13 protein-coding genes are annotated in these 14,269 nt (G+C 63.4%); 7 read left to right on the top strand and 6 right to left on the bottom strand.

The window, feature by feature from the left end:
* Nucleotides 1-200 precede the first annotated feature (200 nt).
* Nucleotides 201-1,547: an NAD(P)/FAD-dependent oxidoreductase gene (locus FCU66_RS18790; RefSeq protein WP_136621123.1), complete on the top strand. Its 1,347-nt coding sequence runs from the start codon at nt 201-203 to the stop codon at nt 1,545-1,547.
* A gap of 52 nt (nt 1,548-1,599) precedes the next feature.
* On the opposite strand, the gene FCU66_RS18785 is transcribed toward FCU66_RS18790, so the two are convergent.
* The 6 genes from FCU66_RS18785 to FCU66_RS18760 all read right to left on the bottom strand — a co-directional run bounded on the left by FCU66_RS18785 (nt 1,600) and on the right by FCU66_RS18760 (nt 8,023).
* Complete coding sequence (locus FCU66_RS18785; RefSeq protein WP_136621171.1) at nt 1,600-2,871, bottom strand: D-tagatose-bisphosphate aldolase, class II, non-catalytic subunit; 1,272 nt, start codon at nt 2,869-2,871, stop codon at nt 1,600-1,602.
* A complete protein-coding gene (locus FCU66_RS18780; protein ID WP_136621122.1) occupies nt 2,871-3,857 on the bottom strand; it encodes a tagatose kinase in 987 nt (328 codons plus the stop codon). Before FCU66_RS18780 ends, FCU66_RS18785 begins: the two co-directional genes overlap by 1 nt.
* Nucleotides 3,858-4,012: 155 nt before the next feature.
* Entirely contained in the window at nt 4,013-4,642 is a 630-nt protein-coding gene (locus tag FCU66_RS18775) for an HAD family hydrolase (protein WP_136621121.1), read from the bottom strand.
* Nucleotides 4,642-6,162: an FGGY-family carbohydrate kinase gene (locus FCU66_RS18770; protein ID WP_136625431.1), complete on the bottom strand. Its 1,521-nt coding sequence runs from the start codon at nt 6,160-6,162 to the stop codon at nt 4,642-4,644. The genes FCU66_RS18775 and FCU66_RS18770 overlap by 1 nt, the downstream gene beginning before the upstream one ends.
* Before the next feature lie 161 nt (nt 6,163-6,323).
* Nucleotides 6,324-7,124: a BtpA/SgcQ family protein gene (locus FCU66_RS18765; RefSeq protein ID WP_136622781.1), complete on the bottom strand. Its 801-nt coding sequence runs from the start codon at nt 7,122-7,124 to the stop codon at nt 6,324-6,326.
* Between the two features lie 38 nt (nt 7,125-7,162).
* A complete protein-coding gene (locus tag FCU66_RS18760; protein ID WP_136622780.1) occupies nt 7,163-8,023 on the bottom strand; it encodes a DeoR/GlpR family DNA-binding transcription regulator in 861 nt (286 codons plus the stop codon).
* A gap of 166 nt (nt 8,024-8,189) precedes the next feature.
* Here FCU66_RS18760 and FCU66_RS18755 point away from each other — a divergent pair, with 166 nt between their 5' ends.
* From FCU66_RS18755 to FCU66_RS18730, 6 genes are all read left to right on the top strand, one after another.
* Nucleotides 8,190-8,990, top strand: a complete 801-nt coding sequence (locus tag FCU66_RS18755) for an SDR family NAD(P)-dependent oxidoreductase (RefSeq protein ID WP_136622779.1) — start codon at nt 8,190-8,192, stop codon at nt 8,988-8,990.
* A 172-nt stretch (nt 8,991-9,162) separates the two neighbouring features.
* The gene (locus FCU66_RS18750; protein WP_136622778.1) at nt 9,163-10,338 is read left to right on the top strand and encodes an ABC transporter ATP-binding protein; all 1,176 of its coding nucleotides are present in this window, start codon (nt 9,163-9,165) and stop codon (nt 10,336-10,338) included.
* A complete protein-coding gene (locus FCU66_RS18745; protein ID WP_136622777.1) occupies nt 10,335-11,165 on the top strand; it encodes a carbohydrate ABC transporter permease in 831 nt (276 codons plus the stop codon). Before FCU66_RS18750 ends, FCU66_RS18745 begins: the two co-directional genes overlap by 4 nt.
* Nucleotides 11,166-11,260: 95 nt before the next feature.
* Nucleotides 11,261-12,556: an extracellular solute-binding protein gene (locus FCU66_RS18740; RefSeq protein ID WP_136622776.1), complete on the top strand. Its 1,296-nt coding sequence runs from the start codon at nt 11,261-11,263 to the stop codon at nt 12,554-12,556.
* A gap of 32 nt (nt 12,557-12,588) precedes the next feature.
* Entirely contained in the window at nt 12,589-13,566 is a 978-nt protein-coding gene (locus FCU66_RS18735) for a carbohydrate ABC transporter permease (protein WP_246093942.1), read from the top strand.
* A 105-nt stretch (nt 13,567-13,671) separates the two neighbouring features.
* Nucleotides 13,672-14,205, top strand: a complete 534-nt coding sequence (locus FCU66_RS18730) for a hypothetical protein (RefSeq protein ID WP_136622775.1) — start codon at nt 13,672-13,674, stop codon at nt 14,203-14,205.
* The last annotated feature ends 64 nt before the right edge of the window (nt 14,206-14,269 follow it).

Below are 14,269 nucleotides of genomic sequence, written 5' to 3'. Positions count from 1 at the left end.
TCTTTCGGATCGGCGAAATCGGGGAGAGTAGCGCCGGTACGAACATAGAGGCCTATGCCCGGCTTCTTCACGTTGATGTAGAGATCGTATTCTGGCATCGATACAACTTTCCTGGACTGACAGTTGGCGCCGTTCCTTCCTTCTTTCTTTGGTTCCGTCTGCGGAGCAACAGGCGTGCCATACCAATAAGGACGTGCTCTTTGACAATCTTCCCCTTCACCGAATCCACTCCGATCCAGTTTCAAGAGCCGCTGCCGAAGACTTCGGAAGTCGTGATCATCGGCGGCGGCGTCATTGGCGTGACCACGGCACTGTTCCTGGCGCGACGCAACATCTCGGTGACGCTGCTGGAAAAAGGACGCATCGCCGCCGAGCAATCCTCGCGCAATTGGGGCTGGATCCGGCAGCAGGGCCGCGATGCCGACGAACTGCCGATCGTGATCGAAGCGCAGCGCCTCTGGCGGCAACTGGCCGAGGAGTGCGGCGAGGACATAGGGCTGACGCAGACAGGCGTTACCTATCTTGCGCGGACGGACAAGGAGATGGCCGGTTTCGCGAAATTCCTGAAGATCGCCCAGGCTCATGGCGTCGACACACGTCTCCTCGACCAAGGTGAGGTGGCAAGCCTGATCCCTGCCATGTCGCAACCGTTCAAAGGCGCGATGACCACCCCATCGGACATGCGCGCCGAGCCTTGGGTTGCCGTGCCCGCGATCGCTCGCCTGGCAGCCCGGCAAGGCGTCACGATCATCGAGAATTGTGCGGCACGTATGCTCGACATCTCGGCGGGCCGGATCAGCGGCGTCTGGACCGAGCGGGGCCACATCGCCACCTCGAGCGTCCTCGTCGCCAGCGGCGCCTGGACGTCGCTCTTCCTGCGCGCGCACGGCATCTCGATTCCGCAACTCAGCGTCAGAGCGACCGTCGCCGCGACAGCGCCGATGGCGGAAATCCACGCCGGTGCGGCCACGGACGAACACATCGCTTTCCGGCGCAGGCAGGATGGCGGGTACACGCTCGCATCGGGAGGCAGCAACCAACTCTACATAGGGCCGGACGCATTTCGCCATGCGGGCAAATATGTCAGCGCCCTGATGGCCAATCCCTTTGGCACACGCTACCTGCCGGCCGCGCCGCGCGGATATCCGGACGCCTGGTCAACCCCGCGAAGATGGGACGCTGACAAGGAAACCCCGTTCGAACGGATGCGCGTCCTCAATCCCGCTCCCGAGGCCTCGGCGCTCCGCGCCATGGACAGCGGGTTCAGAGGACTTTTCCCGCAGTTCAAGACAGTGCCGATCAAGGCGAGCTGGGCGGGCACGATCGATGCGATGCCGGATGTCGTGCCTATCGTCGATCGCGCCGCTGCGATCCCAGGCCTCGTTGTCGCGACCGGAATGAGTGGCCACGGCTTCGGCATAGGGCCCGGAATGGGCCGCATCCTGTCCGATTTGATCCAGGGCAACGAGACCGGGCACAATCTCCACAGGTTCCGTCAATCCCGTTTCAGCGACGGCAGCCCGATCCGATTGGGACCATCGCTGTAAGCGTTCCAGCCGCCCGCCGGCCCATCGGCTCTGGCCTTGAAGGGCCGAGGGTTCAGGTGCCGCATGCCCGGGCGTAGACCTCGATGCTTCGCTGGACGTGATCGATCGCGATCTCCTCGCCGTCGCAGGCGCGGTCAGCCCAAGCGACAGCCGAAGGCAGGTGCTGGAGAAACAGCGTCACCGGCACCCTCCGGCCCTTCAACGCATCGAAGAGCCGGTCGCAGGCGGCCCGGGCTTGCGGGGTCGCCCAATAGTATCGGATGCGATCGGAATAGGAGTAGTGGCGCAGCGTCCGCTTATCGGCATCGCTGCCGTGATAGTGGCTTGCCCAATTCCTGGGGGCATCGAGCATCAACTCTTCCATGGCGTGGTAAAGCGGCCGCTCGCCATAGAAGGGCACCATATCCGAAGCGATCAGGTCGAGCGCGTACAACGCCTCGCGCAGTTTGAAGGTCAGCTCTGGGCCGACCTTGAGGATGGCGAAACCGTCCTCGACGAGTTCACGCAACGGCCTCTCGCCCTGATAATCCGTCGAATGGGCTTCGAAAACGAGCGACGGCAATCCGTTCAAAGTCGCCGCCAGATCGCGGGCCTTCGCCCGATCGTAGAAAATCACATTCTGGTTGCCGAACTCCACGCCCGGCTGCACCACAAGGCCGATGACGCGGGAAAACGCGCTATCGAGCCCGGCGGCCTGGAATGCTTTGGCGTGAATGGCATGTGTTTGGCGAGCGGCCTCCGGACTGGTCGGGGTGATCGCATCCAATGCGTGATCGGCGCCGCCCGGCGGCGGCACTTCCGTGCCGATGATGTAGACAGGGCTTGCCCCGCTGCTGCTCTGCGCTGCCGCCCGTTCCGCGACGCCCGCCAGCCTGGCCGCGCGCCCGGCCACCGTGTGGTCGTCGAGCGCCGCCGGCTCACCCGCGCAGCCCATCGAGGCATCGAGGTGGATCTTGCGGAAGCCGGCGCGAACATAAGCATCGACCATTGTCCCGGCCTGCGCCATCGCCTCCTCGGCGGGCCGGTCTTTCCAGGGATTAGGGCCGAGATGATCCCCGCCAAGCACGATCAACTCTTTCGGGCATTGCTCGGCTGCCGCGAGCGCATCCACCATCGCCGCGAAATCGGCCGGCGTCATGCCCGTGTAACCGCCCAGATGGTTGACCTGGTTGCACGTCGCCTCGATCAGGACGGTGGTGCCGGTTTCCCGGCCGTGGCGCAGTGCAGCTTTCAGCACCAACGGGTGTGCCGAACACACCGAGGTCACCCCGATTTTCTTCCCTTCCCTGTGCAGGGCCGGCAAACCTTCGATCGCGACACGCATCAGCTTCTTCTCGCTGTTCTTGCCATGAAATCTTCCAGTTCGGCACGCGTGCCGGCTCCCTCCATGGGGCCAAGGCGTGTGACGTTGCGCGCGCCTGCAGCGTTGGCGAATTCGAGCGCCGTCTGCAGCTGCATGCCCAGCCGCCGGCATGCGACATAGGCTCCCCCGAAACAGTCGCCGGCGCCGGTAGGGTCCGTTTCCTCGACGATGAGGCCGGGGCAATCGGCGCGGGCGCCGGTGCGTTGGCGGGCCGACGCGCCATGTTCGCCGCGCTTGACGGCGATCTCCTTGACCCCTCGTTTGAACAGCGCCTCGATCGCGCGGTCCTCGCCGTCCATGCCGGCGGCCAGGAACAATTCGTTGCCCGACGGCAGCAGCAGGTCCGCATTGTCCACCAGACTTGCGAATTTCTCCTCGGTCTGGCCGTGGGCCAGCAATTCCTTGCGCAGGTTCGGATCGAGCGACATGGTGCCGCCGCGTGCTTTGATCAGCGGGATCGCGCGTTCGGTGATCGCCCAGGCGGCGGGGCTTGCGAACACCGTTCCCATGACGTGGATATGCCCGCACCGCGCGATCAGCGCCTCGACCTGCGGGGTCCATTCCAGCCGGGCGGCAGCGGACTTGGCGATGTTGTAGACGAAATCGCGGCTTCCGTCCTCGCGGTAGCGAACAAAGGCGCTGCCCGTCGGATGATCCGGGGAAACAGCGATGGCGGAAATGTCAACGCCGTCTCGCTTCAGGCGCTCGATGTTGACGAAGCCGAAATCGTCGTCGCCGACCACGCCCACCATCGCCGCCGCTCCGCCCATACGCGCACATTGATCGATGAAGATGGCGGGCGCGCCGCTCGGAAAGGGACCAATGAGGTCGATAGGTTTCCGGAAGCCGGCGCCTGTCTCCCTCGCGACGATCTCTACCAATATTTCTCCAATGGTCACGGTTGGCCCAAGCGAGTCCTGTGCCAGCGTTTTGGGGGTATCGTTCATCAAGCGTCCAATCCTGGGGTGTGGAGTCGTTTGCGGTTCATGAGGCGCAAGGGGATTCTTACCGGATCGATGTGAATCGACCAGATGCCATCACGCCCCGATCCTCTACCGGCATGGCCAGGCGCACAGCTGGGAGGTGGCGTCGCGCCAAACCCTCAGCCAGGAAACAGATCCAGGATCGACGACAGACGGTTGGTACTGAGATCGACGTCGCCGAACAGGCCGCCGCTGGGGAGATAGCCAACCACGAACAGACCTGCGGCTCGTGCGGCGTCAGCGCCGGTGCGACTGTCTTCTACAGCCACCACCGACCCTGGGGCTACGGCCAGCTGCCGGCAAGCCTCGCGATAGGGCGTTGGATCCGGCTTGCCGACCGATACGTCATCAAGGCTGATCGTGAAACGCATGAGGTCGAGCACGCCGAGCGCATCGAGATTGGCATTGACGACTTGCCGGCCGGAATTTGACACGCAGACCTGCGGAATGCCGCGATCGGCCAGTGCCCGGATCGTCTCGACCGCCTCGGGGATTGCGGTGGCGTCCGCCCGGTTGGCGACGTAGTGGGCATTGATGGCGGCGAGCCACTCCGCCTGATCGAGCCCGGCTGGAAGACGCGGACGCAGCATTGTCCAGACATCGCCCATATGGATGCCGCGAAAGGCCTGATCGGGCAGGTCGTCGAGATCGACATTCCAGTTGCGGCAGCCGGCGAGCAGAGATCGATGATGCAATGGCTCACTGTCGATCAGCGTTCCATCGATGTCCCAGGCGATGGCGCGATGCATTACGATGACGATCCCGCTCCGGTTGCGGCAGGAGCCGACAGGCGCGCATAGAGATCGCGATAGCGGCGATAACCATCGCGGTAGATGTCGGCCTTGCGCGGATCGGGATCAAGGCGGTCGGCGAAGCTGACGAAACCGGAAACGCCAGACCAGTCGTCGGTCAGGCCCACGCCGATCGCTGCCGTCCACGCGGCGCCGATGCAGGAGCCGGGATGCCCGGTCAGGCGTTGTACCGGCTTTTGCAAGACATCCGCGACGATCTGCATCCAGATCCGGCTGTTCGAGCCGCCGTCGGAGACGAGATAGCGCTCGGTCTGGTGGCCCATGTCGTTGAGCACCTCGACATGATGCGCGATGGCATAGGCGTAGGCCTCGAGCAGAGCGCGCCAGACATGGCCGATATCGTGCGACAGCGTCAGGCCGTCGATCACGCCGCGAGCCGCCGGATCATGGATCGGCGTCTTCTCGCCGAGGAAATAGGGCAAGATGGTGAGGCCATCGGCGCCGGCGGGACGCGCCGCCGCCAGTTGGTCGAGCCGCTGATGCACCGAAATGCCTTCGGCCTCCGCCGCTTCTGTCTCGCCACCCGCGAAATTGCGTACGAACCAGTTGAGGCCCGAGCCGCCGGTCGACATGCAGCCATTGGGCATGAACAGGCCCGGCACCAGATGGTAATCGAGATACATGCGCGGATCGGGCTTGATCTGATCGGTGGCGATCAGGATATCGATCGAACCACCGAATTTCAGGAGGACGTCGCCGGGCTTGGCGACGCCGGCGCCGAGCGCGGAGGCGATCATGTCGGCCGCACCGCCGACAACCGGTGTTCCCGCTATCAGGCCGGTCTCATCGGCGGCCTTCGCCGAGACGGAACCAAGGATTTCATGCGAGGCGATCTTTCGTGGCACGGCCGAGCGCGGTATGTGCGCGAGCGCCACCAGATCGTCATCGATCCGGTGCGTCGAAACGTCGACGAAGCCGGCCTCCAGTGCCCAGTTCTGCTCGACCGCGCGTTCGCCGGTGAGGCGCCAGTTGATATAGTCATAGGAGCCGAAAACGGTGGCGATGCCGCTGAACACCTCCGGCTCGTGACGTTCTATCCAGCGCAGCTTTGCGGTGACGAGCTGTTGGTTGATGCCGTTGCCGGCCTTGGCGATGAAAGCCGTCTCATCGCATTCGGTCCGCAGTTCGGCCACTTCGGCGCCACAGCGGCCGTCGCTCTGCTGGATGCTCGGTCGCAGCACCTCGCCCTGATCGTCCAGAAGAACGACCGCCGGCAGCATGCCGGTGGTGCCGATCGCCACGATCTCCTCGGCTTTGATGCCGCTGGTCCGGAGCAGCTCCTGCATGATGTCGCGGACATTCGCCCACCATTGCGCGGGATCTTCCTCGGCCCAGCCCGCATGCTCGGAATGCAGCGTGACGGGGCGGGAGGCGAGGCCCAGCACCTGATCGGGAAGCCGGATCAGGATGCCGATCGTCGAGGTGGTGCCGATGTCGAGGCCTAGAACGCACGCCATGTCGAATCCACTGAAATGCGAGGAAATCAGGCGGGCGAAACCTGTCGGCCTCGTTGTGCCCGCCGGTCGATACCGTCGATCATTCCGGGCGTCGGCCCGGAATGATTGATAGGATGTCGGCGGGCCGGCGCAATGGTCGGTGTCGCCGAGGGAACCATCTCTCAACGCAGAGTGGCGACCACATCCATGAAGCGCTTGACCCGATCGCCGTCGACGGCGTTCCAGGTATTGCCATCGATCTTGAAATGGGTCCCGATCACGACGCCGCTCGCCAGCGAAAGGACATCGCGGACATTGTCGATGTTCACGCCGGTGTTGGCGAAGACCGGCACGTCCTTGATCGTCTCGCAGACGCTGCGCAGATGGGACTGGTCGGCCGGCTGGCCGGTGATCGGGCCGGAAACAAGGATCGCGTCGGCCATCGACGAGAACACCGCGCTCTTGGCGCGCAATTCAATCGGGCGCTGGTCGAGCGAGTGGGCGAACTCGGCATTGATGTTGAAGAGAAGCTTCATGTCGTCGCGGCCGAGATTGTGCCGCAGACGCGAGGCGGCGGCGCAATCGGGCTCCCACAGGCCCATGTCGGAAGCGAACAGGCCGGTGAAGATCTCACGCACGAAGCGGGCTCCGGTGGCCGCGCCGATCGCGACGCTGGCAGTAGGGTCCCAGAGATAGTTGACGCCAAACGGCACTTTGAGCTCAGGCTTCACCGCCTGGACAACCGCGGTCATGGCGGCAATGCCTTCGGGCGGCGCCTTGAAGACATAGGGGCGGTCGTTCTCGTTGCCGAACATGATGGCATCGACGCCGCCGCTCTGCAGCTTGCGGATGTCGGCGAGTACGCCATCGATCAATTTGTCGAGGCCGCCATCGGCATCATAGAGGGGCGTCCCCGGCAAGGCACCGATATGTGCCATCGAGATGACAGCCTTCTTCTTGTCGCCGAAAAAATCAAATACCATCGAGTCTTCTCCTTGGGATAAAATGGAAAAATTGCGTCTCAATCGCGCGTGAGCGGCGGCGCGATGCGCAGGTCGACCTTGGCCGCGGCGAGCGCCGCGGCGATCTTGGCCGGCGGCTCGGCATCGGTGATGAGGATGTCGATGTCCGACAGTGGTGCTATCCGCACCAGCGACATGCGCAGGAATTTGGCGGAGTCGCAGAGCACGATCTTGGTGCCTGATCGTCTGAGATAGGCGCGCTTCATGTCGGTATCGTCGAAAGAATAGTCGAAGAGGCCGTCCACCGTGATACCGGAGACGCCGATCACGGCGACGTCGAACCACAGCGCCTCGAACTGGGCGATGGCCGTAGGCCCGCCGGTCGACATCTCGTCGGCCCGTACGCGGCCGCCGGCGACATAGACCTCGGGCACGCCGCCGTTCAGCAACGCTGCGATCCTGAGGCTGTTGGTGAACACCTTGGCGTGCGGAAGGTCCTTGAGGTGCTCGGCCATCAGATAGGTGGTGGTGCCGACATCCATCGCGATCGTGCGGTATCCCGAGACCAGCGCGGCGGCGGCGGCAGCAATCGCCGCCTTCGGGTCGCGGCGCTGGCGCAAGCGCGAATCGAAACTCGGCTCCTCACTGTCCATGGCGACCAGCGGCGGGTTGTCCGCCTCGATCGCGCCGCCGTGGATTCGCACAAGCCTGCCCTCGCGTTCCAATTCGACGAGATCACGGCGGATCGTCATGTCGGAAACGGCGAGTTCGGCCGCTGCCGCGGCGACGGTGAGCGACCCCGTCCGCCGCAGCAAAGCCAGGATATGTGCGTGCCGATCGTGCGCAAGAAGGCGCTGACGGTCGGCATCGCGCGGTGCGCCGTGCGTGGATGTCTCAGGAAGGGCGGTGTCGTCTGCCATCGATGTATCCGGTGGGTAAGCCGCCGACGAAGCGGTCTGCTGATTTTCACTTTATCGCATGATCAAACATTTTCAAACAAAAATATGTTTGCAGTGTTCGATTTTATTGGTATGCATCTCGATATCAACAGAATGCGTTCTGCCATCAAGTAGAGAGAATACGACCATGCCGGCTGTCTCCGTCACGCCTCCCGTGCTTGCCGAACTCGCGGGCAAGCGTGCCTTCGTGACGGGCGGTGGCGCGGGGATCGGCCGCGCGATCGCGGCTGCCCTGACGCGGCAGGGTGTGGTGGTGGCGATCGGCGATCTGGACCCCGAGGCGGCGCGCCAAGCGGCCGAGGAGATTGGCGGCGGTGCCGCTGCCGTCGCGGTCGATGTTCGCCGTCGCGATTCCGTCGAGGCGGCCTTCGCCACCGCGCTGGAAGCGCTTGGCGGCTGCGACATCCTGATCGCAAATGCCGGCGTGTCCACCATGCAGCACGCGCTGGAACTGACCGACGAGGAGTGGGACTTCAACTTCTCCGTCAATGCACGCGGTGTATTCCTCGCAAACCAGATCGCTGGACGGCATTTTGTCAAGCAAGGCACGGGTTGCATCGTCAACACCGCCTCGCTTGCCGCGAAGGTCGGGGCGCCGCTCCTGGCGCATTATTCGGCGTCCAAGTTCGCCGTTCTCGGCTGGACACAGGCCTTTGCCCGCGAACTCGCGCCCAAGGGGATCCGCGTCAATGCCGTCTGCCCGGGGTTCGTCAAGACGGGCATGCAATCGCGCGAAGTCGAGTGGGAGGCGCATCTGCGGCAGGTCACGCCCGAACGGGTGGTTGCCGACTATATCGCGCAAACGCCGCTCGGGCGGCTCGAACTGCCCGAGGATGTTGCCGACGTCGTCGTCTTCCTCTGCTCGGATCAGGCCCGCTTCATGACCGGCCAGGGCGTCAACGTGACCGGCGGCGTCTACATGACCTGATGGTTCCTCGCGGCCGTGGCCGAATCCTGGTGCCGGTACATGTCGCCCCAAAAAGTGAACACATACGATCAGGAAACAGGTTTACAATGTTCTATTTTGTTCTCTAAAGTAGCCATTCGCCGACTTCGACTGCGGCGTTCGGCCGGGTCAGACGGGTTCATAAGGAAAGACTATGGCGTCTATCGAGCTCGATCGCGTTTCCAAGCTCTACGGCAATGGCAATTACGGGGTGCATGAGGTCGATCTCACCATTCCCGATGGTGAATTCGTGATCTTTCTCGGCCCGTCGGGGTGCGGCAAATCGACAACGCTGCGGATGATTGCCGGCCTGGAGAGCATTTCCTCCGGCGATCTTCGCATCGGTGGCAAGAGCGTGGCCAATGTCGCGCCGCGCGACCGCAACGTCGCAGTGGTGTTCCAGAGCTATGCGCTCTATCCGCATATGTCGGTGCGGCAGAACATGGCCTTCGGGCTGAAGATGCGTGGCACCGACGCCGCAGTGATCGATGCCAAGATTGCCGACGCCGCGAACCTGCTCGGCCTTCAGAATCTTCTCGGCCGCAAGCCGGCCGCACTTTCCGGCGGCCAGCGGCAGCGTGTCGCGCTCGGCCGGGCGATCGTTCGCGAACCGGCGGCCTTCCTGCTTGACGAACCGCTGTCGAACCTCGATGCGCAGCTGCGTGCCGAAATGCGGCTCGAACTCGTCAAGCTGCACCGGCGCCTTGGCCGCACCATTGTCCATGTCACGCACGACCAGGTCGAGGCCATGACCATGGGCGATCGGATATGCATCATGCGCGACGGCCGTCTCGTCCAGGCGGGTCGGCCGCTTGAAGTCTATGCCGATCCGGTCAACACCTTCGTCGCGCGGTTCTTGGCAACGCCGCCGATGAACCTCATTCCGGCGACGCTTCAGGCCGCACCTGGCGAAGGGCTCTCCGTCCTGACCGACAGCGGCGCGGTGCTTGCCGTCCCCGCCCGCCACCGCTCTGCCTATGGCGGGCGTGTCGGGCGCCGCGTCATTCTGGGCGTGCGGGCCGAGGATTTCCATGAAAGCCCTGACAAGCCTGACTGGCAGAAGGTTGCCGTACGGGTCGTGGCCGTCGAGGCTCTCGGCGCCGAGAACGTCCTGATCGGCCAGATTGCGGGCCAGCCCACCGGCAAGGATGACACGCGCCCGGCCGGCGACGACAAGCCGTTGGAGATCGCCGCCCGCCTCAGCCGTTATTTCACGGCGCCAGTCGGCTCGATCGTCGACCTCTACATCGACCCGCTGCCGATGCACCTGTTTGATCCCGAGACCGAATTGGTGATTGCGCGGCCGAGCCTCATGGGAGCCGTTCAATGACCAGCATGGACAGAAACGAACGGTCGGCCTTTCGTCGTCGCTTCGGCCTGCATTTCGGGCTGATCGTCGTTTCCGCTATCGTGCTGCTGCCGCCGCTCTGGGTGCTCCGGACAAGCTTCGTGCCCGAGCACCTGTCCTACAGCAACGAGTTGATGCCGGCCTTTACGACGGACAATTATTCGGCGCTGCTGTCGAGCCGCTTCGGTCAGTCCTACCTCAACAGCCTGATCGTCGCGCTCGGCTCGGTTCTGCTCGCGCTGCCCTTTGCCGCGACCACCGGCTATGCCTTCGCCCGCTTCCGTACGGGCGGGCGTTGGGCGCGTTTTGCCGTGCTGGCGACGCAAATGCTGCCGCCCGTGGCGCTGGTGCTGCCGACCTTCACGCTGTTCCGAAGCCTGGAACTCAGCAATTCGCTGACCGGGCTGATCATCGTCTATGCCGCGCTCAACCTGCCCTTCCTGACCTGGATACTGATGGGCTTCTTCGAAGGCATTCCGGTCGATCTGGAGTGGGCGGCGATGACCGACGGGGCGACCGCCTGGGGCGCCTTCTGGCGCATCGTGCTGCCGGTGTCGCTGCCCGGTATCGCGGCAGCCGGCGTCCTCGGCTTCATCCTGGCGTGGAACGAGTTTTTGTTTGCCCTGGTTTTGAGCGGGCCGGCGACGGCGACCATACCGGTTGCGCTCGCCGCGTTGCAGACCTCCAACGGCGTCCAGATCGCCAAGGTCTCGGCCGGCGTCGTCCTTGCCATCCTGCCGCTGGTCGTGGCTTCCCGCTTCATCCAGCGCTTCATCGTCCAGGGCTTGACGTTCGGCAGCGTGAAATAGGCCGGCCGCTCCGAGAGCCGACAAGGCTCGCTAGCCGGTTACGAAATCGTGGCGGGATCACCGCTGCGTCCAGAGGGAAAGAGGAGTAGAGAGTTATGACTTGGAACAAGCAGACCTTGATCAAAATGCTGATGACGGCCGTGAGCGGCGCAGCTGTTCTCAGCGCATCGCTTCCGGCCAGGGCGGCCGAGCCCATCACCTTGCACGCCTTGATGGAGGACGTGCCGGAAACCAAGATCATTGAAGCGCTGTTGCCCGAATTCGAGAAGCAGACCGGCATCAAGGTCGAGTTCGAGAAGATCGGCTATCCTGACATGCACGACAAGCTGGTGTCCCAGCTGACCGCGTCACAGAGCTACTACAATGTGCTCGAGGTCGACTTCCTGTGGGCCGGTGAGTTTCCGGCGGCCGGCTGGCTCGCCGATCTGAAACCCTTCGTCGAGAAATCCAAATACGATCTGACCCCCTTCATTCCTTCGACGCTTGACCTGCTCGGCCGAACCAAGGACCAGCTGTTCCTGGTGCCCATGTACAACTACTCGATGGGTCTCCTCTACCGGACGGACCTGATCGGCGACGAGAAGCTCAAGGCCGCCTACAAGACGGCAACCGGCAAGGAGCTTGCCCTGCCGACGACGCTTGAAGACTATGTGGCGATTTCCAAATTCATGAAAGCCAATGCCGGCGTCGCCGGAGCCGCAATGCAGGGCCAGCGCGGCGATCCCAACAGCATGGAATTCTCCAACTACCTGTTCTCCGCCGGTGGCAGCTATCTCAATGCCGACGGCAAGGCGAGCCTCGACACGGCCGAGGCGAAGAAGGCGCTTGATCTCTATGTCGACAACATTCAACACGGCGCCCAGCAGGGTGCTGTGTCGGCGACGCTCGATGACACCATGCGCCTGATGTGCAGCGGTTCCGCCTTCAGCATGGTCACCTATTGGTGGATGCTGCCGCAGATGGACGATGCCGCGAAGTGTCCGACTGTCGCCGGCAAGGTCGGCCTGTCGGTGATGCCGGGTGGCCATGGCGAAAGCGGCGGTTGGGGCTGGGGCATTCCCAAGAACACCTCGCCCGAAGAGCAGGACGCCGCCTGGACCTTCATCCAGTGGGTGCAAAGCAAGGATGTTTCGGTCAAGCGCGCGCTCGAGGGCCACGCGCCTGTGCGCAGCGATGTCTATGACGATGCCGCCGTGCTGGCGAAGTATCCGTTCTACAAGACCGCAGGCGACGTCGTGTCGACCGGCAAGTCGTTCCCGATCTTCACCTATTCGGCGCAATACGAAGATTTGCTCGGTACCCAGCTCTCGCTGGCGGCTGGCGGCCAGGCGACATCGGAGGCGGCGCTGAAGGCGGCTTCCGACGGCTTGCAGGGGCTCCTCGATAAATAGAGTCCGGCTCTGCCAGGAGATCCGGCGCGGCGGTGTCAGCCGCGCCGGATCTTGACCAGACCAGGAACGCCACCCCGACCAAGGCTGCGGTTACGATGCACAATGCGATCAAAAAAGGATTGGCTGCCCGTGGCCGCGAGTGGCGGACTGGCTGGGCCTTTGCCTTGCCGGGCCTCCTGCTGCTGGCGATCGTGATGGGCTTTCCGCTGGCCTATGCCTGCATCCTCTCGATTTCCTCGATGACCTTGATCAAGCCGCAGCTTCTGCCGCTTGTCGGGTTCAAGAATTTCGCGTCGATGATCGGCGATTCGCTGTTCTGGAACGCGCTCTGGCTCACCGTGCGCTATTCGGCGGTGACGGTGGTCGGCGAATTCGTGATCGGGCTCGGCATCGCCCTGATGCTCAACCGAACGGTCCGGATGAAGCCGGTCTATTTCGCGGTTCTGACCATTCCCATGGCGATGTCGCCGATCAGCGTCGCCTTGATCTGGCGCATGCTGCTCCAGCCCAATCTCGGCATCGCCAATCATCTGATGGAAACGTTCGGCCTGCCGCGCCTCGACTGGCTCGGGACGCCAGGCATGGCGCTCTGGACGATGGCTGCGATCGACATCTGGCAGCAAATGTCCTTCGTCGTGCTGATCCTCGCCGCAGGGCTCGCCGCTTTGCCGCGCGATCCCTATGAGGCGGCTGAAGTGGATGGAGCACGCGGCTGGCAGCAATTCGTCTACATCACGCTGCCGATGCTGCGGCCGGTCGCGGCGATCACCATCATCATCCAGCTGATCAACGAGTTCCGGACCTACGATCTACCCTATGTCCTGACCAAGGGCGGGCCTGGCAACGCGACAGAAGTGCTGAGCTTCTTTGCCTATCGCCGCGCCTTTCTCGGCCTCTCGCTCAACGAAGGCGCGGCAGCCGCGTTCGTGCTGCTCCTGATCGTCCTTCTCCTCACCGTGATCTTCTTCGCCGTTCTCGAGCGCTCGCAATCGGGGGAGGGCCGGAAGTAGTCCACTCAGCCATGATCCGACATTGTGCCATCAGGATATCCTAAGAGCCGTTAAGCCTTGCGCAATCTATGCAGTCTATCCTGGCTTGCAGATTGTCGAGGGAACATGAAACGCCAGCCGCTTCTGCTTTTCGCCTTTCCGTTTCTCATTCTTGCGATCCTGGCAGGGGAACGCATGGCGACCTTCTTGCTGGGAACCTATCCAGCCAGCCCCACCGCATGGTGGATTTGGCTCGAACTGCGCCCTTTGTCAGCGATGCTTTGGCAGCAGGTCGATGTCTGGCTGGGGAGCTCGATGGCTGTCGACGCCGCGATCCTTGCCGCGGCATCGATCGTCTGCTGGGTGGCGTGCCACACCAAAAGGTCGGCATTCTCGTTCCTCGCCAACCACGTCGCCCTGATTTTCGCCGGGCTGATGATCGCCGTCGGCAGCCACTCTGAAACGGCGAGCACGATCGCTGCGTTCACGTCGCCCAGGGGTCTTCCGTACTCGCTGGCTGTCGATTTCACCTTGAAGAACAGCCTGGTGCTGCTTCTGGGCACCGTGGCCTGTGCATACTGCCACATCGCTTTCCTGGCTGAAGCGCGGGATCGGTCCGTGCGGGCCATCCGCATCCTGGCCCTGCAGCGCGATCTCTAAACCGTTCGGCACCTGCAGCCTACCCAGATCCAGGCCTGTCAGGTCTAGAGCGGGATGAATCTAG

Source organism: Mesorhizobium norvegicum, assembly GCF_004919685.1.
GTDB lineage: Bacteria > Pseudomonadota > Alphaproteobacteria > Rhizobiales > Rhizobiaceae > Mesorhizobium > Mesorhizobium norvegicum.
The sequence above is the reverse complement of the archived record's forward strand: the minus strand, read 5'-3'. Positions and strand labels throughout refer to the sequence as shown.

Excerpts from the sequence above, each read along its gene's own strand:
- FCU66_RS18785 (WP_136621171.1), bottom strand. The coding sequence starts at position 2,871 with ATGCGTGTCGCGATCGAAGGTTTGCCGGCCCTGCACAGGGAAGGGAAG.
- FCU66_RS18780 (WP_136621122.1), bottom strand. The coding sequence starts at position 3,857 with ATGAACGATACCCCCAAAACGCTGGCACAGGACTCGCTTGGGCCAACC.
- FCU66_RS18775 (WP_136621121.1), bottom strand. The coding sequence starts at position 4,642 with ATGCATCGCGCCATCGCCTGGGACATCGATGGAACGCTGATCGACAGT.
- FCU66_RS18770 (WP_136625431.1), bottom strand. The coding sequence starts at position 6,162 with ATGGCGTGCGTTCTAGGCCTCGACATCGGCACCACCTCGACGATCGGC.
- FCU66_RS18765 (WP_136622781.1), bottom strand. The coding sequence starts at position 7,124 with ATGGTATTTGATTTTTTCGGCGACAAGAAGAAGGCTGTCATCTCGATG.
- FCU66_RS18760 (WP_136622780.1), bottom strand. The coding sequence starts at position 8,023 with ATGGCAGACGACACCGCCCTTCCTGAGACATCCACGCACGGCGCACCG.
- FCU66_RS18755 (WP_136622779.1), top strand. The coding sequence starts at position 8,190 with ATGCCGGCTGTCTCCGTCACGCCTCCCGTGCTTGCCGAACTCGCGGGC.
- FCU66_RS18750 (WP_136622778.1), top strand. The coding sequence starts at position 9,163 with ATGGCGTCTATCGAGCTCGATCGCGTTTCCAAGCTCTACGGCAATGGC.
- FCU66_RS18745 (WP_136622777.1), top strand. The coding sequence starts at position 10,335 with ATGACCAGCATGGACAGAAACGAACGGTCGGCCTTTCGTCGTCGCTTC.
- FCU66_RS18740 (WP_136622776.1), top strand. The coding sequence starts at position 11,261 with ATGACTTGGAACAAGCAGACCTTGATCAAAATGCTGATGACGGCCGTG.
- FCU66_RS18730 (WP_136622775.1), top strand. The coding sequence starts at position 13,672 with ATGAAACGCCAGCCGCTTCTGCTTTTCGCCTTTCCGTTTCTCATTCTT.